This is a genomic window from Parabacteroides sp. AF27-14, assembly GCF_003635425.1.
GTDB lineage: Bacteria > Bacteroidota > Bacteroidia > Bacteroidales > Tannerellaceae > Parabacteroides > Parabacteroides distasonis.
This window is the reverse complement of the sequence record NZ_QTLZ01000003.1, coordinates 214,089-236,708: the sequence shown is the minus strand read 5'-3', so window position 1 is coordinate 236,708 and position 22,620 is coordinate 214,089. Positions and strand designations below refer to the sequence as shown.

The window sequence follows — 22,620 nt, the reverse complement described above, 5'->3', positions numbered from 1 at the left end:
GAATTTATCCCCGAATGATCATCCTACCGGTATCTTCAGTACTTGGCCCGGACGGATATCCGGACTTGACAGCCCATTCACCTTTTGTAAGGAAGAAGCGGTAACCCCAGGGTATTTCTTGGAAATCGAATAAAGTGAATCTCCCGATTTAACCTTATAAGAGACAAAATCTTTATTGGCGGAAGCGATCTGTTTTGTAGCGACGGAAGCCGACTTTTTCGTTGTTGTCGCAGTTGATTTCACCGGAGTCTTGGCAGCCGAGGCAAAAGCGACACCCCCATTATCTACATATAATCTTAACCGTTTTCCTTTCGCTACCCGGTTGGAGCCTAGCCCGTTCCATTTACGGATATCTTTCGCTGTCACTCCATAGCGATTAGCGATCGTATAAAGATTCTCACCACTCAATACCACGTGGGTGATTTTTTCCCGGGTCGCACCACTTGGTAAAGAGCCATTAGAGTTATTCGCGGAAATGCAATTCGCCAACAGTTCCTCGATCCGATGCGTATAGACCGTATCTTCTTTATCAATAAAAGCATAGGTTTCTGCCGCAGGTAGTTTCAAGACCGAAGGGCGGGTATTACCCGGAACGATGTCTCTTTTATATTGTGGATTTAACGCACGCAACGTCTCAATATCTACTTGCAATAGATCCGATACTTGCTGCAAATGTAGGGCATTATTCACCATGACCGTATCCGTGGCTAGCGGCAAGCTGGTTTGCATCGGACAGATGTTATGCTCGCAATAATAATTCATGACGTAATTGGCGGCGATAAATAAGGGGACGTATGAACGAGTCTCTTTCGGTAAATAAGGGAAGATATCCCAGAAGTCCGTCTTGCCCCCCGAACGACGGATCGCTTTATTCACGTTGCCCGGCCCACAGTTATAAGATGCCAACACTAAATTCCAATCCCCATAGATAGCGTACATATCCTTGAAATACTTACAAGCGGCCTCGGTCGCTTTCAAGGGGTCCCGGCGCTCGTCCACCAAGCTATTAATCTCCAAGCCATAGCTCTTACCCGTAGGAAGCATGAATTGCCATAAACCACAAGCGCCCACACGAGAGAGGGCTACCGGATTCAAGGCACTTTCCACGACGGCGAGATATTTCAATTCAATAGGCAGGCCATGCTCATCCAACACCTGCTCGATTATCGGAAAATAAAAGTCCGCCATCCCCAGCATATAACGCACTAAATTTCGTTTACGCTCCGCATATAAGTCAATACAATCACGCACTATATTATTATAGGGCAAAGCGATCACGCTGGGAAGCCTAGACAGGCGGTCGATATAGACCGAATCCGGGAAATAGACATTCTCGTCGTCATCATGGCAAAAGTCCTCTCTTTTTGAGAAATATTGCACATGCCAAGTACGGAGCAAACTATCCACGTTCGCATCCAAGCTTTCCGGAATCAATCCGACCTCAGACTCCAGCGAGCTTAAGGTATCTTTTTCCTCAATTCGGGTCTCTTCCTGCGCATAGACCAATGAGACCAAACAATTTAAACAAATGAGTGCTAGCAGGTATCTTTTCATGTATATCAGAATTTTAGACTGCAATTCAATCCGTAAGTACGAGGCGTGACACTCGTCTTCGGACTAACAACCGGCTCCAAATGCAAGGATAAATCCGGTGATATATCAAAATCGAATAACTGGGCATCCACGTAGGCATCCACGATACTCAACGCATACACCCCGACCGTAATAATTATACTCAAGTCTCTATATCGACGAAAATAATCCTTCTGTCTTTTCAATTGATCCTTGAAATTTGAATTATTAATCGCATCCTCAGGAGCCATGGAAGTCAAGTCTTGCCAACTTTTACTCCAAGCATCCGGATTTTCCAGATTCTTAGCGGCATCATACATGATATCCTTATAAGCCGTCGAATAATCCTTATAGTTCTTGTTGTTCCAAGTCACGGCATACATACATCCCATCAAGCCACCGTAAACGATCGGTAATTTCCAATATTTCCGGTTATAGATCTGTCCCAGACCCGGAACCAAGGCGAACAAGACCGCTTTTGTCGGATTCGGCTTAAAAGCCAGCTTCATCTTCACTTCCGGTACGCCCACCGAATCGGCCGCCATCAAGACGGCTTGCACGGTAGAATCCGGGGCAGCTACCTCCACGGAATCGGAAACTATAGCAGGAACGGCTTTCTCCGTCTTATCCTCCTGTGCGTTACCCATCCCGGCATAGCACATGAATCCGATCAAAAGGAGTATGATTCGATTTCTCATTTCAATTTATCCAGTAACCCGATCAATTGCTCCAACTCTTCTTCCGTGGCGAAAGGAATCGTAATTTTACCTTTTCCCTTCTCATTGCAAGTCAACTGGACTTTCGTATTGAAGTAACGGGACAAATGATCTTTCAGCAATTTAAACTCTTCCGGAAGTATCGGCTTACGATCCGATTTTTTCTTTTCCGGCAATTCCGGTTGTATTCCCTCGGCTATATTACGCACCATCTCCTCCACGTTACGAACGGAGAGTCCTTGAGCCAATATCTGCTCATATAAAGCTAATTGAACCTCCGGATCATCCACCGGGATCAATGCCCGGGCATGTCCCATATCGATCTTCTTATCCTTCAATCCTACTTGGATCTCGGCCGGAAGTTTCAATAAACGAAGGTAATTGGCGATCGTAGCACGCTTCTTTCCAACCCTTTCGCTCAACCCCTCTTGGGTCAAGCCGTAATTATCGATTAATTTTTGATAAGCTAACGCGATTTCGATAGAGTTCAAGTCCTCTCGTTGGATATTCTCTATCAAAGCCATCTCCACCACGTTCTCGTCGGCCGCCGTCTTAATATAAGCGGGAATACGCTCCAAACCTGCTTTAAGCGACGCACGATAACGGCGTTCGCCAGAGATGATCATATATTGCTCGGGGCCGATTTCCTTCAACGTAATCGGCTGTATCACGCCTAACGAGCGGATAGAGGTAGCCAACTCCTCCAAGGTCTCTTCCTCAAAGATGGATCGAGGTTGCTCCGGATTAGGCTGGATCTTGCTTAACTCGATCTCACTAATAGACGATGAACCACCTGTCTTCAGGTCATCCATCGTAATTAACGCGTCTAATCCACGGCCTAACGCCGATCTTTTTAATGCTGCCATAATCCTTTATTTTTTTCAACAATCTCCTGTGCCAACTGCATATGGTTGATAGATCCTTTCGAATCCGCGTCATACAATAAGACAGGTTTACCGTAACTGGAAGCCTCGCTCAACTTCACGTTTCGTTGGATCACGGTAGTAAATACCAAATCGCGGAACGGACGTTTCACTTCCTCATAAATCTGGTTCGCCAAACGCAGGCGGGAATCATACATAGTCAAGAGGAATCCCTCTATCTCCAGCGCCGGGTTCAGCTTTGATTTGATAATCTTGATCGTGTTCAACAGCTTACTGATACCTTCCAAGGCGAAATACTCGCATTGTACCGGGATGATCACCGAATCGGCGGCTGTCAAGGCATTCACGGTTATCAATCCCAAAGAAGGAGAGCAGTCGATCAGGATAAAATCGTACTTCTCTTTCAGCGGTGTCAATATCTGCTTCAATATCCGTTCACGATTCTCCAAGTTTAGCATCTCGATCTCCGCTCCCACCAAATCGATATGAGAGGGGATGATATCCAGTCCTTCCACTTCAGTCTGTGTGATAGCGCCGCTCGCGTCCTCACCGTTTACCAGACATTCATAGATAGAAAGTTCTACATTACGTATGTCCACACCCAGACCGGATGAGGCATTCGCCTGCGGATCAGCGTCTACGACCAGCACCTTTTTCTCAAGAGCGGCCAATGACGCAGCCAGATTAATCGTGGTGGTTGTCTTCCCGACTCCACCTTTCTGATTTGCTAAAGCGATAATCTTTCCCATACTATACCTAATTAATTCGAGGGCAAAACTAAACATTAAAAACTGAACCAAACAGGGTTCAATCAAAACAATGCTTGTTTTGTTGATAAATCGCCCTAACTGTTGATAACTCGCAAATATAAGCAGAATAAATCAAATAGAGGGTTATAAGGCTGGTATATAGGTGTTTTTTTGGAAATGATAACGAAGTTTTAAACAAACAGAGGCTCCTCTCACATCTTATTTCTCCCAATCAATACGATAATAATACCCTGCGTCCGGACGAGAGAGCATCTCCTTTTGCGTCATCATTGCTTGTTTTTATATGGAGAACAGCGCTTTCTTTAAAAGTGAGAGGCTTCTTGAACTTAATAATAGCGGTATGGTAATTATCGTCCGTCCTACAGGCTAGTTCCTCTATACGTTGATTTTCCAAATACTTCCAGACCACCTATAGTTATACTCTAGTTCCGTAAGCAGAGGTCTTTTACATTAAATCAAGCGATAAGTCTCAAAGGTGGAATGCACTCCATCATCACACTGGAAAATAAAAAAGAGGAGATCTTCTTATACTCTACCGGATAATTACGAAGAATAACCCGACTTTCGAGAAAATTCTCTAATCACAGGCAAGCCTAGTGACTAATGCAAAGTTAGAATATATTTTCATATCGAAAAACAAAAGGGCTCATCAAAATACATCAGCAATGTTTATTTATTTATTCTTAGCCTTCCCCTTTGAGGATTTTCGCAATTATCATTCTGACAATTTGTAATATCAACTCCCGGAGAATCGATTTTTCCGGGCATACGGACAGTTCGTGCGCAAATACGAGAAAAAAATTCGACAATCATCTGCATAACAATCCTTTATCGAAAAACGACCTTTCATTCTAGCGAGATTTATTCATCGTAATTCATATCCATTGAGTTCTTCGGGCGATTCCATAGGGTTACGACCGGGAAGTAACAGGGTTACGATGCCCATTCTAGAGTATTGACAACCCTATTCTTGACTACTTACGATGCCCAACGGCACTACTGGCGTTGCCCAACGCGACCTATCGCATATGCTTTAACCGCCTATCGTGTGCAAAAAGGGGACTTTTCCTGTCAAAAACGCCCGTTGAAGCCACCGCTTTCCCTCTATTTCTGCGTCTTTACAAGAGGGCTTTATCACGCATATCCCCATTTATCCATCAAAAAGTTCGGATAACTGCGGTTTCGCTTACAGTCAGGCAAATAGGCAAAACCACAAAAGCCCCGCCGAAATACATCGACGGGGCTCTATCTTATGAACTGTGTCTTTCCTTACGGAAATCCGGTCAGTTTTCTACTTATTTAACGATTGTCTTAACAGCCTCTTCACCATCAACAGCTACAGCTACGATACCAGCAGGTACAGCGATAGTTGCGTTGTCTGAAGTAAGAACTGTCTCAGCAACAACCTTACCTAAGATGTTAGTGATAACTACTGACTTACCAGCAGCGCCTTGAACAGTTACAGTACCGTTACCAGCTACTACAGATACACCTTCAACATTGTTGATGTTATCGTTAGATGTTACCATATCCTCTGTTGTAGGTTGAGCTACATTGAATACCAATGCTGCATCACCACCTGTCTTAGAAGAATTGAAATCTGAGTCACCACGAGTCAATACCAAACAACCATTCTGCATCTTCAACCATGCTGCATACTTAGGAGCAATAGCATTGCCCAATCCATGAACATTGCTTAAAGGCACATTACCATTTACAGAAGTCTCTGGAGTATCAGTATAAACATTTGACTCAAACATGAATGCATTAGCATCACCTTCTTCAGTTACTGTAGCAGCCTTATCAGGATCAGCATAACGGAATGACCAAGTTACGTTCTTATGTTGATCATTTTGTAAGTTAACAATATATGTCCCGTCAATCTTAGCAGCCTTATAAGCCTTAACGATGTCTGCCGTATCCAAATCAGCCGGTTTCATATTCTTGAACTCGTTAACCAAGATGAATAAACTATCACCTGCATGAACAGCCTTAACGAAACCTACACGAGTATAACCATTATCAATATCCATATAAGGTTTCTTCTTATCAGCTCTAGCAGAGTCAGCGAAACTTACCAAATACTTACCATAAGCAAAGCCTGCTCTACCTTGTTTAGCATGTTGACAATGCCATTTATCAGTTTTGTGAGCAACACCCTTATCATCAATATAGAAGTGTTTGTCGTCAGCTTCATCACAAGGAATCGTTTCGATAGCGCCTTGATCGTCACGGGCTACGGAGATCAAATATTGAGGTTTAACATTACCTGCACCACGGTTCAACCATGCGGTATCAATACGCATAGCCAACTTGTTTTCAGCCTTATCCTTACTCCAAATGCCAAGGTAATCAACAAACTCATCTGTAAAGTTCTTATTACCTTCATCCATCAAGTATTCTTTACGATATTTCTCAACGAATACTAAGCTATCCGGACCATCATTTTCATTTTCACCCAAGATTGCCTTGTTGAAACGACGATACAACGGAGCATCGCTAGGCTCTACAGTAAATGCGGAGGTTCTAGACTCGTTCAATAACTGAACCTTCAAACCTGCAGTCATACCGTCATCAGCGATACCAACTTTAGAAGTCGCAGTATTCAGATTAGCGATATATGCCGCATTATTCGTGTTATCATAAGCTGTCTCCAAGATCGCATAGTAATGCTTGCCATCATAGTGGTTGTTCTCTTTGAAGAAGAATGTATCCACCTCTGCAACTGTACCATAGTTAGCAGCACCCATAGAATACTTGCTACCATAAGCTTTTACCAACTTAGCAGATTTGTTTTTAGCAATTACATAGTTTGTTCTTTCCAATTGAGCAAGTCCCGGAATCTTCTTCAGCAAAGCAGCATCTACATCGATACCATATGCTGCTGTAGAACCTTCAGACAAAGTATACTCGTTAGCAGCTTGTTTAACGTAAATCAAAGAATCTTTGTCTGCACCATTAGCAATCCAGTATTCTTGAGTGAACGGGTTCAAATAGTTAAACTTATATTTATTAACGATCAACTCATTCTTAGAAAGATACTTATAGCCTAACTTAGCATCCTTAATAATAGCAGAATCCTTAATTTGAACGAAAGTAGCATTATTCAAGTTAGCAACAGAAGCAACGATCTCACCCTTCTCATTTAATCTCAACTGTACATTTGCAGATTTCAATGATGGGAACTCACGGTTTACAACATTGATAGGAGATGTTGCTTGAGCAGTAGCAGAACTTAAAGTTTTAGTAATTACGAATTGGTAAGCAGGCATATGCATTGGATCTTGTTCATCTAATGTCACCCACTCAAGTTTGTTATTACCTGCATTATCATTCTCATGAATAGGAGCAGCTAATACCTGACCTTTAGCATTCTTAATGATATACAGACCATTCTCTAAAGAAGTCTTATCACTCTTAACAAAACAGTTTGTAGCATTATACTTAATGTGAGTATTGATCGGTTTCAAACCAATTGTAGCAATTCTATCAGCTACTGTAAAGTTTTGCAACTTAACGAACAAACTATCAGCGCTCACAGCAGTACCTGTAGAGAAAATATCTTGATAGGTAATACCATAGTTAATGATATTACTTACTTGATTCCAATATTTTTCAGGAGTTTTCTCATTTTTGTAACGAACCTGCTTTACTTGGATATACAAGCTATCTGTAGAAGGACGATACGTAAACAAGAACTTATGTTGATCTGCCAAAGTAGAATTCTCAACATTAGCGCTAGGCTCTTTTGACTCATCAGTCCAACCAAATTTCAAGAATTGGATACCAACACCATTAGCAGCAGTATCAACTTTCAAATATTGGTTTGCGTCAGCCTTAGAAGTTACGAAAACGAAATCACGTGTTGTGTTGTCCGCTTTCTTGTCAGCAACAGCTTTTGCTACGAACTCTGTTGTAGAGAATGGATTAACATCTGCATTAGCATCTTTATCAAATGTCAACACAAACTTGTTATCTTTCACATACTCATTAATTTCGCTTGCGCTCAATACATAAGTACCAGCATTAAACAACGTCAACTCAACAGCATCATTAGAAGATGCATTTTGTCTAATATCCTGAGCCAATACTCTTTTAGCTTGAAGACCATTATTTGCACCTTTTGTCAATAAAAGGACATAATCAGGCTCATAATAAGTGTACATCGGTTGATCAGGCAATAAAGAAGTAACATAAGTACTAGAGAAGGCCCAACCACCAAAACTCTCACCAACAGTTAAAGAATCTGTTGAAGCAAATGTTCCAGCCTTAATTGCAGAAGCATCTAAATCCGAAACGGCTAAAGTCTCACCTGTAGATTTGTTAAAGAAGTCATAGATTGGCTCTTTTCCAGAAGCTTCTTCCGTAACTTTCACACACCATAATGAAGCCTTTAGATCAGACAAATTAGCTACAGTTTTAAATGCATACTTGCCATTCTCAATAACAAGTACATTTCCTGCATTGTCTCTAATTTGGTACACACCCTTTTGGGCAGCCTCATCTAACTTTTGCACTGCACCAGCACCAGCACCAACAGGAGCATTAGCTAACTGCGCATTTGCTGACATCGCACTTAAAAGCGCAACACCAGCCAAAAGAGTAGAAAACTTTTTGTTCATAATTAAATAATTTAATATTAATACTAAAGTGTAATAAGCTCTTTAACAACGATCGCTCTCTTAAAAATCAAAACAAACGACGATCGACTTTATTCATCATTTGCAAAGGTACGCGTTTCTTTGATTCGCGCAACCCTTCTTTATCATTTTTTTCTCGCCATATAGGCTTTCTTATCAATCAAATAGACTATTCATTACAAAACCACCGATTACAAAGACAAACCCACTATTGTTCGGTACAAAAGATATATATTTTCCGATTAATTTCATTAATAAATAGAGATCTATATATAATGTACACGTACCTTAATATATAGATATATTATTTTCCGCAAATAATACATAGAGCTATCTGGAACTAGATATATTAATAACACGTACCTTCGCTGCTCAAAAACATCACTTACAATAAGAAACCTCCTTAAAAGCATAGCGACGGATGCTTCCATCCCGTAACGTTAGCAAAAGATGCCCGGTTGATTCAATATCATGGATACAGGCCTCGAATTCTCCCGCCTCATCCCTATAGGCATGATAGCCCTCCCTTCTATACAATGCGAATTGATAGCGGATACGAATATCCTCGTATTCCTCTTGGAGGAGAGATAAATAATAGCGATAGAATACCGAGAGGAAACGGTCCAAAACCTCTTCTCGATCTACTTCCTTACCGATTATTTGAAACAAAGAAACAGGATTCGGAGCATCTCCCCGAAACACCGCTTGATTCAAGTTTATGCCGATCCCGATGATGGAGCAATATAGATTATGCCCTGATAGATCGTTCTCGATCAACATTCCGCAAATCTTCTTATCTTTCCAATAAATATCATTCGGCCATTTCACTGTGACATGATCCGTATATAAGTCTAACGTCTCTTTCACGCTCAAGGCCGCTATTTGAGAAATCAAGAATTGGCGATTTGCCGGGATGCACGTAGGGTACAGGACTGTACTAAACATCAAGTTCTTTCCCGCCTCAGACTCCCAGACATTCCCGATCTGCCCACGTCCGGCTGTCTGGAAATCAGCGACAACTACACTTCCTTCCGGAAGAGATTCTTTGATGATCAACTCACGAAGCAGGCTATTCGTAGAAGTGGTTTCCACCACACGCAAGATGCGGGGAGATTCATTATCAGTGCTCATCATTATAAATCTCCCTTATATTTTTTGGTAGTTTAGCGATCACCTCCCGGTAAGAGTGGAAGATCCAACGTTTAACCTCCTCGTCCTCCATATCCCGATCCAGATAAATGCTATTCCAGTATTTCTTATTAAAATGATAAGCCGGCTCAACCGCCGTATACCGTTCCCGTAACTCTTCCACATAGTCTGTACTGCATTTCAAGGAGACATGAGGCTCCTCCGCATCCAAAGGAAGCAGCAGGAACATCTTATTCTCTACCTTAAAGACCAGCGATACCTCATCGAACGGGAAACACTCGATGGTATTCTTCAAGGAAAGGCAGTATTCACGTACTTCTTCTATATTCATAACTTTTATCTTTTAACGGCAAGGAGCATAGAAAGCATCTTCGATATGGTCGATCAGGAAACCCGTCTCTTTCTTGATCAATGTCACGATATCAAAACGGACCGGTAAGTCTATATTAAAATAACGGACATAGGCATCCGCAGCGGCGACAATCCTCCGAATCTTCTTGGTGTCTACCGCATCTTCCGGTGAAAGCAAAAAATCCTCAGAGCGTGTCTTCACCTCCACCACGATTAACTCATCTTCCTTGACAGCGATAATATCCAGTTCATAATGATGCCAATGCCAATTGGTATGCAACACGTTATATCCATGTTTTACCAGATAGGCACGAGCCTCAGACTCACCTTCCCGACCCATATCGTTCTGTCTTGCCATCGCTTTAATTTGCACAAATATAGCCATTTTCTTTGTTATTCGGCTATTCACTCGTACATTTGCAAATGTATGAAAGAAGAACGTAAATATTCATCGGCTCACCCCAATCATCCGAGGGTACACAAAGTGACCTTTATGCTGAATGACGAAGAGCATAAAGCGGTAAAACGTTACCTTTCACGCTACAAGATCGAGAACAAGTCCCGTTGGTACCGAGAGACGATCCTTTCTCACATCCTCAAGACCTTGGAGGAGGATTATCCGACTCTTTTCAACGAAAATGAGATGAGAAGATGAATCCTTTCAATGACGAATATTTCATGAAGCAAGCGTTGGTGGAAGCTCGTGCGGCAGCGTCCGAGGGTGAGGTTCCCGTAGGAGCTGTTATCGTCTGCAACAACCAGATCATAGCGAGGGCGCATAATCAAACCGAATGCTTGAACGACGTGACCGCACATGCCGAGATGTTGGCGATTACGGCCGCCGCCGGAGTCTTAGGAGCGAAATACCTAACAAATTGTAGTCTATACGTAACCGTGGAACCCTGCATAATGTGTGCCGGCGCGATCGGATGGGCACAATTAAGCACGATCGTATACGGGGCATCCGATGATAAAAGAGGTTTCTCCAAATTCGCCCCTCAAGCCTTCCATCCGAAAGCGATTATCAAAAAAGGTATCCTTGAAAAAGAGTGCGCGGAAGAAATGCAGCGTTTCTTCAAGCAAAGACGCTAAGCTCTATTTAACTTCCTCGTAATCCACATACTCCCCTTCATCCTTGGCGAATATCTTCTTACGGTGCACATAAGGTGTACGATCATCATCATCGTCCCGGGCGGTAGTAGTCGTAGAACGATGTCCGGAAGTATTGCTATTTGTTTGACGACGTTGTTCTCCCTTACGAGTGTTGTTTCCGCTACCAAAAAAGATGTTCTTAAAGGTACGCAAGATGGAGAAACCCATCAGAAACACCAACAGGATAAAGAAAAAAAATATTACAAACAAAAACTTAAACATAATCCGATACTTAAATGATTCTTTACTATCACAAACACAAAGATAAGAATTCTTGTTTATCCCTTTTTGTTAAAAATAGACAAGACTATATATAACAGGATGGTTCCAGAGATTCCCAAGAATCCCCATAACGCCACGAAAATAATGGCACAAGCGATCAATATATAGCGAAGCTCATTACCCTTCCACGCTAAGGATTTCACCTTCAGCGAGAACATCGGTATCTCAGACACCAACAGCAAGGAGGTAATAAACGCCAAGATAACAGTCACCAACACGAACAAGCCTTCATTCGCATGAACAACCGGTAAAACAGAATACCCCGCCGAAGCCCAAAATAAAGCATGCGCCGGAACCGGCAAGCCGATAAACGAGGTAGTTTGCCGTTCATCAATATTGAACTTAGCCAAACGCAAACCTGAAAACGTAGGGATCACGAACGCCAGATAAGGGATATACGTATTCAAAGAGCCAAAAGGCAAAGCCGTAGAAGCCTCTCCCAACAACCAATAGACCACCATGCCCGGAGCGAAGCCGAAACTTACCATATCCGACAAGGAATCCAATTCCTTTCCCATCGGCGAGTAAGCCTTCAATAAACGAGCGGCAAAGCCATCGCAGAAATCAAAGACCGCGGCTATAATAATCCAAATCAACGCAGATAAAAGATTTCCGTGCAAGGCCATAACACTGGCGACACACCCGGACAGAAGGCTCAGACACGTAATTGTATTAGGAATATGTTTTCTTATACTCATTTTGACAAACGGGCTATAGGCGTTTGATTGCCTGTTACTTTTTGATCCATCTCTATTAACACCTCTGTTCCTACCGGCAGGTAGACATCCACGCGAGAACCGAATTTAATAAACCCCATTTGCTCGTCCACATGACATTTCTCTCCCGGCTTGGCATACGTAACGATGCGGCGTGCCATCGCCCCGGCAATCTGACGAGCCAAGACATCCACCCCGTTCCTCGTGGTAATCACGACCGCCGAACGTTCGTTCTCCGTACTACTCTTCGGCAGATAAGCCGCCATAAAACGCCCGTTCTGGTGGGAAACATGCTTAACGGTACCGTTTACGGGAAACCAATTGGCATGTACGTTGAAGATAGACATAAAGATAGATATCTGTAGGCACTTCTTATGAAGGATCTCGTTCTCCATCACTTCCTCGATGGCAACGATCGTACCATCGGCGGGAGCGATCACCAAGCCTTCCGAATCATAAGGAAACCGACGGAAAGGACTACGGAAGAAGTTTAATACCAATAGGAACAATACGGTAGAAACAAAAGCGACAGAATAAAACAGCATACCCTTACCTACCGTATGGTACAAAGTTATATTCACAATAAATAATATTGTAAACAACGTAAGCAGTAAACCGGTTCCTTCTTTATGTACTTTCATTCTTCTTTGACTGTATCGTTTTATACTAAGAATCTGCAAAAATATTCATTTTTACCGAATATCAAAAATATATCACTTATTCACTGCCTCTATTTTACCTAACTCTACGTACCAAAGGTATCCATCGACCCGCTCGAAACCCATTTTACGGATTAATTGCAGGTAATTTCTTACCTGATTAGGATGGCGCTTATCTTGCCGTTCGCCAAATTTATAATCCACGACAATTACCTTGTTATCTTTTATCATCACCCGGTCCGGGCGTTTAGACAAGCCTTTACCGAACAGGATATCCACTTCATTCAAGACACGGGCGGAACCATCATACCAAGCCTTTACCTCCTCCGCTTGCAATAATTCTTCCAGACGGCTGATCAACTCCGCCGCTTCCTCCCGATTAATCACCCCGGCTAACCGATAACTTTCGACCGAAGCAGGAATATCTTTCGGCGTACGTATCCGGCTCAATACCTCATGCATCAAGGTACCGTGCTTCCGCCTGGCATTATCGAAAAAGAACCCTTTCCCATGCAGGCGTAATTGTAAACGATCATCCGGGGAAACGGAATACAGGCGGCTCATGGGGATTTCCTCCAAGGTATCTTCTGCCGTTCTATCCGAAGCTGGATGCCACCATTCGCCCCTTTCAAAGGTATCATCCTCGATATCCGTCTCCACCCCCGCCCACAATAGATCGGCGATGGAAGTTATCTTCTCAACCTTACCTTCCTTGTTGATCTTCCTCGGACGGGGGGAGAATACGATCAGTTCTTCTTTCGAACGGGTAAAAGCGACGTATAAGGTGTTCAAGTTATCGATGAAAGCATGCAAGCGCTCCTTGAAATAATCCTTGGCGAAAATCGTGCTACTCAGGATCTGTCCGTAACGGACAGGAACTAAGTGCAGGCGGTCAAACGGCTTCTTCTCCGGGTGGCACCAAAGGATAACGGGCTTTGTCGGCTTATGGTCGATCTCCCAGTCCCCGAAAGGAATGATAACGACCTTAAAACCTAAGCCCTTGGATTTATGTACGGTCAAGATGCGGATAGCGTTTTGCCCATCCGGGGTAGCGATCGTCTTTCGATAACCGGTCTCGTCCCACCATCTCAAGAAACGGTTCAAATCCGCGCTTTCTTTTTGGGCGTACTCGGAAACCATATCCAGAAAGGCTTGCACGAATACCTGTTCCGTTTCCGGGAAGTAAGCGGAGAAGTTACGGAAGAGCCCTTCGGTTACCTCGTACAAGGATTGCCGGGAAATAGACTGAAGGTTTTGAGAAACAGACTTATCCGCCTCGCTCTCCCCGAATTTTCCGGTTAATACTTGATAGGCATACATCGCCAATTTCCTGTTCGTCTGGTCCTCCGGATTTCGCAAATAGCGCAATACGGCGATCAGGAAACGGACCGCCGGAGAACTACCCACAAACAGAGCATCATCGGAGATGATATCGTAATTGTACCGGTCGGACGGATGCTCTTCCTTATAGGCTAGCAACGTATCAGCCACTAAAGCGCCTTCTTGATTGGTACGCACGAGTATGGCGATGTCTTTTAGCGCGTAACCGTTATCCTGCAAGCGCTCCAAGGTAGCCGGCAAGCGCTCCATCGCCTCTTGCTCCCACTTCTTCTCCTCATCGCCGGACAAGAAATCGATCCGTACATGTCCGTCCTTCTTCTGGAAAGGGGGAGGGACACGCTGAATGCTCTTATCATAAGCGGTCATGATCTTCGTGAAAAAGGCCATGCGTTCTTCCTCGTTTAATGAGGAGGTTTTCAACGCTTCATTATATAGATCTTGCAGGATTGCCGGAGCGGTGGTGAAGAACCCGTTATTAAACTCCACGATATGGCGGCAGCTTCGCCAATTATCCATCAGGGTTTCCTCACGGACCTGTTCCTCCTCGAAATCCCTGCGGACTTGCTCGTCCAATAGCTTCCAATCCGAGTTACGGAAACGATAAATACTTTGCTTCACATCGCCAACGATCAAGTTCGCCCTACCATTCGCCAGACTCTCCTCCACCAAGGGCCGGAAATTATTCCACTGCATGCCGCTGGTATCTTGGAACTCATCGATCATATAATGATCTACGTGCGTACCCGTCTTCTCGTAGATAAAGGGGGCGTCGCTGCCACTGATGACCTTATTCAGCAACTCGGTCGTATCGGCGATCAGCATCACATTCTTTTCTTCCCGGTAAGAGGCGATTTGCCGGGAGATATCGGTTAAGATCCCTAACGTATAATAATAACGCACGATCTCCCGGGCCGTGTTATAGGCCGTCAGGTTGGCGAACAGGGATACGATATTCTTTACGCAGGCATTCAACCCTTCCTCATATACACACCCGATGATCTGCCGGAGGCCCGGTGGAGTCGTCTTGGTCGTATAGGCCTCCGGATTATCCGGCAAAGTTTGGAATGTGGCAGTCGGCTCTTTCATCTCACCTCTCGCCAGCTTCTCGAAATAGAAAAACGGGGAACGGCTTCCCCCCTTAAAATCCGAGGGTTGTAACGCGAACTGTTTCAGCAACGCCACTCCCTCCTCTCCTAAACGTTTCGCCTCCGCCTCTACGGAGCGGATAATGGCGTATAGCTCATTCTTATAGGCATCTAGGGCCTGCTTATCCGCAATATCTTTACCGACCTCCTCGCTAAATGCCTTATAACTCTCCTTAAAGACCTCCCGGCTGAGCGACATGATATCCTTCCGCAAGCTCCAGCCGCCACCATCCTCGATCTTGTCCTCGGCGAAACGCAGCAGCCAACCTAGCAAATCCTTGCTCTCCGGCTTCTCCAGATCGGCCAGCAGGTTATCGATCGCCTCGGTCAAGACCAGTTCTTGGTCCATCTCGATGCCATAGCCGCCTTGCAAACCGATCTCGCGGGTAAAGGCACGCATCGTTTGCTGGAAAAAGCGGTCGATCGTACTGATATTAAAGGCGGAGTAATCGTGCAGGATAGCGACCAGAATCTTCCGGGCCTGCTCCCTCACCTGCCGCTCCGTCAAGGAATAGGCGGAAGAGAGTAGCTGGATATAATCGGACGCGCGGCCGGAAGCGAGGTGATAAAGTTCTTGAACGATACGGGTTTTCATCTCATCCGTCGCCTTATTCGTAAACGTCACGGCCAAGATCCGGCGGTAAGCGCCCGGCTGGGAGAAGAGTAACATCAGGTACTCCCCTGTCAATTTATGCGTCTTGCCCGCCCCGGCAGAAGCCCTATAGATTGTTAGCATAGCGATCGGGGATTAGATCGTACGGCTTTTCGAATAGCCCTCTTTCCGGAGGATATCCAACACCTTGGCACGCAGGTCCCCTTGGATGATTATCTCCCCGTCCTTCGCGGAGCCGCCTACGCCGCATTTCACTTTCAAGAGTTTCCCCAAGGCGGTCAGATCCTCGGAAGTACCCCGGAACCCGGTGATCAAGGTAACCATCTTCCCTCCCCGGTTCCGTTTGTCCAAGGAAATACGCAAAGCTTGTTTCTCCTTCGGCAACGTATCTTCCTCCTCCGTATCTCCCGTATTATATTGAAAATCGGGATTCGTGGAGTACATCACGCCTAATCGATCTTTCCAGTCGTTCGTCTTCATATCGCTCTTTTTTGAGAGCCAAAACTACGGATTTATCTTGGGATGGGCAAACGGGAATTATTCTTTCTCTCTTTCTAAAAAATCTCATCAAAAATCATCCAATCCTAACTCAATTATATATATTTGCAATTAATAATTTGTATCACTTAAATCCAATAAAGTTATGAAGAAAAAAGTTTTAAAGTTTACAGCACTAATCGGTTTAATTTTTTTCGCTCTAAACACTGATGTTTTAGCTGAAAACAGTGACGATAGCGCATGTCCTGATGACGGAGGAGGCCCGGGTATAACTTGTGGTAGATATGAGGGAGCTTGTTGGGCTCTTGACCGAATAAGCCCTATTATTTATATTCATTGCTATTTTTCAGGATGGCAAGAAGATCATTGTTATCCAGATTAACCGAATGAAAAATAGCATTTACTACTATTCGATAGTATCCATATTTCTCTTTCTTTCTTGTACGGGATGGAAAGATAAGAGAAATATGGAATCTGATATCATAACCGCAAATCTGGAAAGGAGAGATAATGTCTCCACCAAGGAACTATTTTCCGATATCCAAGTCATCCCACTGGAGACAACGCCGGAATCGCTGATCCGTGATATAACCCAGATCAAGTTTTTTGAGGGCCGATATTATATCCATGATTATCGAAGATCCCAAATCTTTGTTTTCGACCGGGAGGGACGTTTCCAATTCGCACTTAACGAAAAAGGAGACGGCCCGGGGCAGTACCTAAATCTGTCTGATTTCGCGATCGATACAGCCCGCAGGAATCTTGTAGTACTCTGCGCCGTCAGCAACGCTCTCTTTTTCTATGACCTAGGGGGTAAATTCATCGAGAAAAAGAGACTTCCCGATATCGCAGGGGCTTATAGTTCTCTACAGTTCCAAAACAAGGATACAATCGCTTTCTTTACCTATGATTATGACAATCGCCTGAAGTTCTATTCCTTATCAAAGGATAAAATAATCGATGAATATTTCCATGAAGAGAAAAAAGATATATTTTGCAAAGACGTATTTCCATTCCCACACTCTCTTTGCAGATCTTTGACTAACACGATTTACTCACTCTCAAAAACTACCTTGACAGAGCTTTATCACTGGGATTTTGGTAATTTAAATAACGACATCGAGAAATTGGAGTTTCCTTCCGGCTGGAACCAACAAGAAAAAATCCAATACGCGAAGGATGCCTATTCCTCTAAGAGTGTAAATTATGTGATAGAGTTTCATGGGCAAAATAGCAGATACCGATACGCTATGGTTGTCCGTAAAAACAAGTATATCCAGCTGTTTTATGACGGAAAAAAGCAAAGCTTGCTCCAATTCGAGCGAACCAAAGAGGGTTTGCAACTGTATCCGATCTACTTCGGAGAGGACTTTATCCTTTGCACTCCCGAGGGAGGGCTTCCTTTAGATGACATATTTCCCGAGAAACTACGGAATGAGGAGCAGCGAAGGATCATTCAATCGCATTCGGAAGAAGAGAATCCAATCTTAATTAAATATGTTTTCAAAAATGAAGATTAACGAGAATCTAATTTACATTTTCCTTTTGGGGATACTAGCTGGTATAATTTGCGTACGATGTGTGAATCACTTAAAAAAGTCCCCAAAAGATATGTATATAGACAATTTCGAATACGAGAAAGAAAGTCTGTATATCTACAAAAAGGAAGAATTAAAAAATGGGCATTATGAATGCCTCGACCAAAGGTGCTATTGGGGAACAGACTCTCTAAGTTCCTTCTCCTTAAGCAATCTATGTAATGATAAAAAGTTATTCTTTTGTTTTTCAGAAAAAACATGTCCTCCTTGTATTGACGCAGTTGTCGATATGTTAAACGAGGTTTTTACAGAAGAGGAAATAAAGACAAAAGTAGTTTTCATATCACCCGATTATCCCGCTCGATTAAGAAATGATTGCTATGGAAAAAAGCTATTGACCTTACATAATAAATATTTAGGGTTACCCATAGAACTAGAAGATTCTTTCGCTCCTTTTTTATTCATCATGAACAAAGATTTATGTGTTAAATATCTACATATCCACAATAAAGCACTGCCACAACTTACCTTAATCTATTTGGAAGAAATAAGAAAAATGTGGTAGATGATAGATGACCTCATTGGAAAGATCCCGGGACTTTGTCAAGTAAGTTTTTTTAACATCTAGCCTCCCAGAAGTTTCTACGGCTCTGTCGAGGGGTAGGTACAGGGTCCTAGAAATTCCTACGGCTCTGTCGAGGGGTGAGTACAAGGCCGTAGAAGTTCCAGCGGCCCTGTCGAGGGGTGAGTACGGGGTCCTAGAAGTTTCTAGCGCATTATCCCGCATTATTCCAGCCTTAAATTTGTATCGTAAGCGCTAACTCCTTACATTTGGGAGATCACAAGTTTCTTGATCATTCATTTTTAAATCTAATAGACATGAGAACAATTAAAGCTTTCAATTTGTCCCCACTTCACGTGGAGGAGGATTTCGGATTCCTGAAACAATTCCACGATGAGGCGGTAACGCTACGAGGCGGATCGGGTGGAGACTCGGAGAGCCCCGACGAGATAGCCGACGAGGTGAACCCCGTGCTGGACGGCCAGATCAGCGCGTTCGAGACCAAGTTAGACGCATTCGACGAGGCGCTGAAATCATCCAGCAGCCTGCCTTCCACAGCCTTGGCGACAGACGCTGACGTGGAGCGAGACAGCGCGTGGCGGGGCGCCAACGCTTACGTAAAGGCCATGACGGAGCATCCGGACGTAGCCACCGCCACCGCCGCTATGGAGGTCAAGAGGTTATTTGATACCTATGGCGACCCCACCAGCCTCGCCCAGACTGAGGAAAGCGGAGTGCTGCACAATCTCATCCAAGACCTCAAGGCGCTGGACGCCGAGAAAGCGCGGCTCTTGGCGCTCACCCCATGGATCAACAACCTAGAGAACAAAGAAAAAGCCTTCAAGGAGGCGGCCCAAAAAAGAACGGACGAAAAGTCGAGAGTCATCGTAGGTGTCGTGAAGCAATGCCGTTCCGAGGCAGACAACGCCTACAGGCAGCTGGTGAGCACCGTAAACGCCCTTTGCTTGATTGAGGGCGAGGAGAAATACACTACCTTCATTGATCACGTGAACGTGATGATAGACGAGCGAAAGACGATCCTACGTACCCGGTCTACTATCAACGCAAAGAAAAACAAAACGGACATGCCTGCCCAATAAATCACCCCGGCAATATGCCCCGGCGGATAAATCCCGCCGGGGTATATCCCCTATCTCCTCCCAAGAGCTTTATTTTCAGGCAAACCTCTTGCTTAATAAAGCGGAATCACTACATTTGCTGCCAGAATCACGTTCGCTACATATATCGCTTAGAATTAACGGCCATGAGAAATATCATTCTTTTTATTTTTATTATACTAACGGTCCACTTGAACATGAGTGCGCGAGGCTCCGGCGAGAAACCGTCTATAGTCGTACTGCACTCCATCAACTTCGAGGAAAGCTGGACGAAACAGACCTATCTTGATATAGAAAATAAATTCGGGAAGGAAGGGTTTACCGTAAAGGCGATTCCCTTACAGATCCCCGGTATCCGCACGATGGAAGGTTTTCAAGAGAAGAGACAAATGATCCTAGAGAGAGTACCTGTGCCACCCACCTTAGTCGTATGCATAGGAGATCCCTCTTGGCTTATCACCCGCCCGTTGTTTGACAAGGAATGGAAAGATGTTCCCTCTATCATCTGCTATGCCAGAGATAATATGTACCCGAAAGAAGAATATCTGATAGATCTGGATACCAACGCGCTCGAGACCTTAACCCCCATCACGGACGTAGTAAAAGGCTATAACGCCACTTTTATAAAATACTCAGTCTATATCAAGCAGACGATCGAGCTAATCAAAAAGCTACAACCGGGATTAACCAAGCTGGCCTTTATTTTCGACCATCGTTATATAAGTCAGCAAACGAAAGCGGATGTGGAGGCCGTGCTACGGAAAGATTTCCCGGGCATCCAATTCGAGCCGCTGTCTACGACTTCCATTTCCACCGAGAACTTATTGGACAGGTTGGCCTCTTTCGACAATAAGACCGGCGTCCTTTATTACTCATGGTACAGGACCCAGAAGGACAACGAGAATCGTTACCTAGTCGATAACGTCCAGAAAATGATTAACAGCTTCTCAGTTCCCCCCGTCTTTACCTTGCAAGACGTACAAACAGAAAACGGGAATTTCGCCGGGGGATATTATGTTTCTCCGGAGGATTACGCGCAGGTGACGGCCAACACGATCGAAATGATCCTCTCGGGAAAAGATTGCAAAGAAATCTCTACCCTGACTTCGGGAACCCCGAAGACTTACCTGAATTACCAACACCTATTGCTTCACCAAATCGATCCCGGCTTATATCCCCCAAACGCCACTTATTTCCAAGAGCCTCCCGGTTTCTTTCAGAAATACAAGGTCCATATCATAAGCCTACTCGTCATTCTGGTGTTATTGATAACGATAGGGATATTACGGGTACACCTCTTTATCCAAAAGCAAAAGGGCAAAGACAAGGAACTACGAATCGCACGCCAAGCGCAGGACTTAAACCAGAAATATCAACTCGTCTTGAAAGCCAGCAACATGATGACATGGACGTGGGACGTAAGAGCCGAGATCATAGAGTGCAATAATGTCTACCTCACCCAAAGATCCGCCCGTGACAAAGGCGTAAACGGGATATTCAAGATGTCGCCCGATGAGTTCTATAGCGGCGTGTACCCGGATGACCTAGACCGGCTCCGTGATAAGATGGAAGCACTTGCCTCCGGCGAGGGCCAACCGGTAGATGAGGAAATCCGCTACCTAGACGATACGGGGGAAAACTATATATGGATAGAAATTTACGCCATCACCGGCAAGACCGATCCCGTCGGTAAACCTATCTACCTGATCGGGGGAACTGCCCTGATCCACCAACGCAAGCTGATGGAGCAGGAATTGAGGGACAAAGCGAAGGTAGAGGAATCCAACCGGCTGAAATCAGCCTTCCTAGCGAACATGAGCCACGAGATACGTACCCCGCTGAACGCTATCGTAGGGTTCTCGAACCTGCTCGCCCAAACAAACCCCTCCGAGGAGACAAAAGAATTTTGCGAGATCATCGAGACGAACAACGAACTTCTCCTTCAACTCGTGAACGATATTCTGGATCTATCGAAGATCGAGGCCGGGCAAATGGATTTCATCTATTCCGAGTTCAAGGTATCCACGCTATTCCGGAGCTTATACCAGACCTTCCAAAGCCGGGTGAAAGGCGGAGTCACTCTCTATTGCGAGATACCCGAACAGGATTGTGTTATCTATTCCGAGAAGAATCGCTTGACCCAAGTGATCACCAACTTCCTCACGAACGCCTGTAAGTTCACGTTCCAAGGGTCTATCCGCATGGGATACAAGGAGAGGGAAGATGGATTATACTTTTACGTAAAAGATACCGGAAAAGGTATTGAGCGGAAGAACCTCCCGCACGTATTCGAGCGTTTCGCCAAATTCGATTCCTTTATCCAAGGAACCGGACTCGGGCTATCCATTTGCCAAACGATCCTAGAGAATCTTCACGGGAAGATCGGCGTAGAGTCGGAAGAAGGAAAAGGGAGTACTTTCTGGTTTACGATCCCATGCGCTGTATCAAGACCGTAGCGTAAGCCGAGATCCCTTCCTGCCGTCCGGTGAAGCCCAGCTTCTCCGTGGTCGTAGCCTTGATAGAGATATCCTCCTCGTCCACGTTCATGACCTCGGCCAGCGTTTTCTTCATCAGAGGGATATGGGGATTCAATTTAGGGCGTTCGGCGGCTACGGTGGCATCGATATTACCCAACTCATAGCCCGCGTCTCTCAAAAGCTTCATGGTGTCACGAAGCAATATCTTGCTATCAATGTTCTTATATTCACCTGCCGTATCCGGGAAATGATAACCGATATCCCGCATATTGGCCGCTCCCAGTAAAGCGTCACAGACCGCATGGATCAGCACGTCCGCATCGCTATGTCCCAATAGGCCCAACGTATGCTCGATCTTAATCCCGCCCAGCCATAATTCCCGGTCCGGCACCAAGGCGTGGACGTCATAACCAAAACCTACACGTATCTTCATACCC

21 protein-coding genes are annotated in these 22,620 nt (G+C 44.5%); 7 read left to right on the top strand and 14 right to left on the bottom strand.

Translation table 11 applies throughout. From position 1 onward, the window contains the following. Positions 1 to 18: 18 nt before the first annotated feature. The 8 genes from DWY79_RS04960 to DWY79_RS04925 all read right to left on the bottom strand — a co-directional run bounded on the left by DWY79_RS04960 (position 19) and on the right by DWY79_RS04925 (position 10,440). Positions 19 to 1,554, bottom strand: a complete 1,536-nt coding sequence (locus tag DWY79_RS04960) for a lytic transglycosylase domain-containing protein (RefSeq protein WP_048927948.1) — start codon at positions 1,552 to 1,554, stop codon at positions 19 to 21. A gap of 5 nt (positions 1,555 to 1,559) precedes the next feature. Further along, complete coding sequence (locus DWY79_RS04955; protein WP_005866821.1) at positions 1,560 to 2,270, bottom strand: DUF5683 domain-containing protein; 711 nt, start codon at positions 2,268 to 2,270, stop codon at positions 1,560 to 1,562. Then, the gene (locus DWY79_RS04950) at positions 2,267 to 3,154 is read right to left on the bottom strand and encodes a ParB/RepB/Spo0J family partition protein (protein WP_005861256.1); all 888 of its coding nucleotides are present in this window, start codon (positions 3,152 to 3,154) and stop codon (positions 2,267 to 2,269) included. The genes DWY79_RS04955 and DWY79_RS04950 overlap by 4 nt, the downstream gene beginning before the upstream one ends. Continuing rightward, positions 3,142 to 3,921, bottom strand: coding sequence for a ParA family protein (locus DWY79_RS04945; RefSeq protein WP_005861254.1), 780 nt, complete (start codon positions 3,919 to 3,921; stop codon positions 3,142 to 3,144). Before DWY79_RS04945 ends, DWY79_RS04950 begins: the two co-directional genes overlap by 13 nt. 1,316 nt (positions 3,922 to 5,237) lie before the next feature. Continuing rightward, complete coding sequence (locus tag DWY79_RS04940; protein ID WP_057328069.1) at positions 5,238 to 8,564, bottom strand: DUF6383 domain-containing protein; 3,327 nt, start codon at positions 8,562 to 8,564, stop codon at positions 5,238 to 5,240. 399 nt (positions 8,565 to 8,963) lie between these two features. Continuing rightward, positions 8,964 to 9,716 (bottom strand): biotin--[acetyl-CoA-carboxylase] ligase, encoded by a 753-nt coding sequence (locus DWY79_RS04935; RefSeq protein ID WP_122368945.1) that lies wholly within the window; start codon positions 9,714 to 9,716, stop codon positions 8,964 to 8,966. Beyond that, the gene (locus tag DWY79_RS04930) at positions 9,703 to 10,062 is read right to left on the bottom strand and encodes an MmcQ/YjbR family DNA-binding protein (RefSeq protein ID WP_005866809.1); all 360 of its coding nucleotides are present in this window, start codon (positions 10,060 to 10,062) and stop codon (positions 9,703 to 9,705) included. Before DWY79_RS04930 ends, DWY79_RS04935 begins: the two co-directional genes overlap by 14 nt. A 12-nt stretch (positions 10,063 to 10,074) precedes the next feature. Further along, a complete protein-coding gene (locus DWY79_RS04925; protein ID WP_008773876.1) occupies positions 10,075 to 10,440 on the bottom strand; it encodes a YraN family protein in 366 nt (121 codons plus the stop codon). A 69-nt stretch (positions 10,441 to 10,509) separates the two neighbouring features. On the opposite strand from DWY79_RS04925, the gene DWY79_RS04920 reads away from it, so the two are divergent. Both DWY79_RS04920 and DWY79_RS04915 read left to right on the top strand, forming a co-directional pair. Continuing rightward, the gene (locus DWY79_RS04920) at positions 10,510 to 10,737 is read left to right on the top strand and encodes a hypothetical protein (protein ID WP_005861242.1); all 228 of its coding nucleotides are present in this window, start codon (positions 10,510 to 10,512) and stop codon (positions 10,735 to 10,737) included. After that, positions 10,734 to 11,174 (top strand): nucleoside deaminase, encoded by a 441-nt coding sequence (locus DWY79_RS04915; RefSeq protein ID WP_008780688.1) that lies wholly within the window; start codon positions 10,734 to 10,736, stop codon positions 11,172 to 11,174. Before DWY79_RS04920 ends, DWY79_RS04915 begins: the two co-directional genes overlap by 4 nt. A 3-nt stretch (positions 11,175 to 11,177) precedes the next feature. Here the strand turns inward: DWY79_RS04915 and DWY79_RS04910 are convergent, their stop codons facing one another. The 5 genes from DWY79_RS04910 to DWY79_RS04890 all read right to left on the bottom strand — a co-directional run bounded on the left by DWY79_RS04910 (position 11,178) and on the right by DWY79_RS04890 (position 16,470). Continuing rightward, on the bottom strand, positions 11,178 to 11,456 hold the full coding sequence (locus tag DWY79_RS04910; protein ID WP_008773877.1) for a DUF4834 family protein: 279 nt from the start codon (positions 11,454 to 11,456) through the stop codon (positions 11,178 to 11,180). Between the two features lie 56 nt (positions 11,457 to 11,512). Next, on the bottom strand, positions 11,513 to 12,214 hold the full coding sequence (locus DWY79_RS04905; protein WP_048927943.1) for a phosphatidylcholine/phosphatidylserine synthase: 702 nt from the start codon (positions 12,212 to 12,214) through the stop codon (positions 11,513 to 11,515). After that, positions 12,211 to 12,873, bottom strand: a complete 663-nt coding sequence (locus DWY79_RS04900) for a phosphatidylserine decarboxylase family protein (RefSeq protein WP_005861238.1) — start codon at positions 12,871 to 12,873, stop codon at positions 12,211 to 12,213. Before DWY79_RS04900 ends, DWY79_RS04905 begins: the two co-directional genes overlap by 4 nt. Positions 12,874 to 12,945: 72 nt before the next feature. After that, positions 12,946 to 16,113 (bottom strand): exodeoxyribonuclease V subunit beta, encoded by a 3,168-nt coding sequence (locus tag DWY79_RS04895; protein WP_122368943.1) that lies wholly within the window; start codon positions 16,111 to 16,113, stop codon positions 12,946 to 12,948. 12 nt (positions 16,114 to 16,125) lie between these two features. Continuing rightward, complete coding sequence (locus DWY79_RS04890) at positions 16,126 to 16,470, bottom strand: translation initiation factor (protein ID WP_005866798.1); 345 nt, start codon at positions 16,468 to 16,470, stop codon at positions 16,126 to 16,128. 163 nt (positions 16,471 to 16,633) lie between these two features. Here DWY79_RS04890 and DWY79_RS04885 point away from each other — a divergent pair, with 163 nt between their 5' ends. The 5 genes from DWY79_RS04885 (at position 16,634) to DWY79_RS04865 (ending at position 22,162) form a co-directional block, all read left to right on the top strand. Beyond that, the gene (locus tag DWY79_RS04885) at positions 16,634 to 16,870 is read left to right on the top strand and encodes a hypothetical protein (RefSeq protein WP_005866796.1); all 237 of its coding nucleotides are present in this window, start codon (positions 16,634 to 16,636) and stop codon (positions 16,868 to 16,870) included. 4 nt (positions 16,871 to 16,874) lie between these two features. Continuing rightward, entirely contained in the window at positions 16,875 to 18,008 is a 1,134-nt protein-coding gene (locus DWY79_RS04880) for a 6-bladed beta-propeller (RefSeq protein ID WP_008778466.1), read from the top strand. Between the two features lie 91 nt (positions 18,009 to 18,099). Then, positions 18,100 to 18,591: a hypothetical protein gene (locus DWY79_RS04875; protein WP_227793681.1), complete on the top strand. Its 492-nt coding sequence runs from the start codon at positions 18,100 to 18,102 to the stop codon at positions 18,589 to 18,591. Between the two features lie 314 nt (positions 18,592 to 18,905). Continuing rightward, a complete protein-coding gene (locus DWY79_RS04870; RefSeq protein WP_005866789.1) occupies positions 18,906 to 19,688 on the top strand; it encodes a DUF6261 family protein in 783 nt (260 codons plus the stop codon). Between the two features lie 164 nt (positions 19,689 to 19,852). After that, entirely contained in the window at positions 19,853 to 22,162 is a 2,310-nt protein-coding gene (locus DWY79_RS04865; RefSeq protein ID WP_199705190.1) for a PAS domain-containing sensor histidine kinase, read from the top strand. Here DWY79_RS04865 and ispF read toward each other — a convergent pair. Further along, positions 22,131 to 22,616, bottom strand: coding sequence for a 2-C-methyl-D-erythritol 2,4-cyclodiphosphate synthase (gene ispF / locus DWY79_RS04860; protein ID WP_005866785.1), 486 nt, complete (start codon positions 22,614 to 22,616; stop codon positions 22,131 to 22,133). The two genes, DWY79_RS04865 and ispF, sit on opposite strands and share 32 nt — an antisense overlap. Positions 22,617 to 22,620: the final 4 nt, after the last annotated feature.

Excerpts from the sequence above, each read along its gene's own strand:
- DWY79_RS04960 (WP_048927948.1), bottom strand. The coding sequence starts at position 1,554 with ATGAAAAGATACCTGCTAGCACTCATTTGTTTAAATTGTTTGGTCTCA.
- DWY79_RS04955 (WP_005866821.1), bottom strand. The coding sequence starts at position 2,270 with ATGAGAAATCGAATCATACTCCTTTTGATCGGATTCATGTGCTATGCC.
- DWY79_RS04950 (WP_005861256.1), bottom strand. The coding sequence starts at position 3,154 with ATGGCAGCATTAAAAAGATCGGCGTTAGGCCGTGGATTAGACGCGTTA.
- DWY79_RS04945 (WP_005861254.1), bottom strand. The coding sequence starts at position 3,921 with ATGGGAAAGATTATCGCTTTAGCAAATCAGAAAGGTGGAGTCGGGAAG.
- DWY79_RS04940 (WP_057328069.1), bottom strand. The coding sequence starts at position 8,564 with ATGAACAAAAAGTTTTCTACTCTTTTGGCTGGTGTTGCGCTTTTAAGT.
- DWY79_RS04935 (WP_122368945.1), bottom strand. The coding sequence starts at position 9,716 with ATGATGAGCACTGATAATGAATCTCCCCGCATCTTGCGTGTGGTGGAA.
- DWY79_RS04930 (WP_005866809.1), bottom strand. The coding sequence starts at position 10,062 with ATGAATATAGAAGAAGTACGTGAATACTGCCTTTCCTTGAAGAATACC.
- DWY79_RS04925 (WP_008773876.1), bottom strand. The coding sequence starts at position 10,440 with ATGGCAAGACAGAACGATATGGGTCGGGAAGGTGAGTCTGAGGCTCGT.
- DWY79_RS04920 (WP_005861242.1), top strand. The coding sequence starts at position 10,510 with ATGAAAGAAGAACGTAAATATTCATCGGCTCACCCCAATCATCCGAGG.
- DWY79_RS04915 (WP_008780688.1), top strand. The coding sequence starts at position 10,734 with ATGAATCCTTTCAATGACGAATATTTCATGAAGCAAGCGTTGGTGGAA.
- DWY79_RS04910 (WP_008773877.1), bottom strand. The coding sequence starts at position 11,456 with ATGTTTAAGTTTTTGTTTGTAATATTTTTTTTCTTTATCCTGTTGGTG.
- DWY79_RS04905 (WP_048927943.1), bottom strand. The coding sequence starts at position 12,214 with ATGAGTATAAGAAAACATATTCCTAATACAATTACGTGTCTGAGCCTT.
- DWY79_RS04900 (WP_005861238.1), bottom strand. The coding sequence starts at position 12,873 with ATGAAAGTACATAAAGAAGGAACCGGTTTACTGCTTACGTTGTTTACA.
- DWY79_RS04895 (WP_122368943.1), bottom strand. The coding sequence starts at position 16,113 with ATGCTAACAATCTATAGGGCTTCTGCCGGGGCGGGCAAGACGCATAAA.
- DWY79_RS04890 (WP_005866798.1), bottom strand. The coding sequence starts at position 16,470 with ATGAAGACGAACGACTGGAAAGATCGATTAGGCGTGATGTACTCCACG.
- DWY79_RS04885 (WP_005866796.1), top strand. The coding sequence starts at position 16,634 with ATGAAGAAAAAAGTTTTAAAGTTTACAGCACTAATCGGTTTAATTTTT.
- DWY79_RS04880 (WP_008778466.1), top strand. The coding sequence starts at position 16,875 with ATGAAAAATAGCATTTACTACTATTCGATAGTATCCATATTTCTCTTT.
- DWY79_RS04875 (WP_227793681.1), top strand. The coding sequence starts at position 18,100 with ATGTATATAGACAATTTCGAATACGAGAAAGAAAGTCTGTATATCTAC.
- DWY79_RS04870 (WP_005866789.1), top strand. The coding sequence starts at position 18,906 with ATGAGAACAATTAAAGCTTTCAATTTGTCCCCACTTCACGTGGAGGAG.
- DWY79_RS04865 (WP_199705190.1), top strand. The coding sequence starts at position 19,853 with ATGAGAAATATCATTCTTTTTATTTTTATTATACTAACGGTCCACTTG.
- ispF (WP_005866785.1), bottom strand. The coding sequence starts at position 22,616 with ATGAAGATACGTGTAGGTTTTGGTTATGACGTCCACGCCTTGGTGCCG.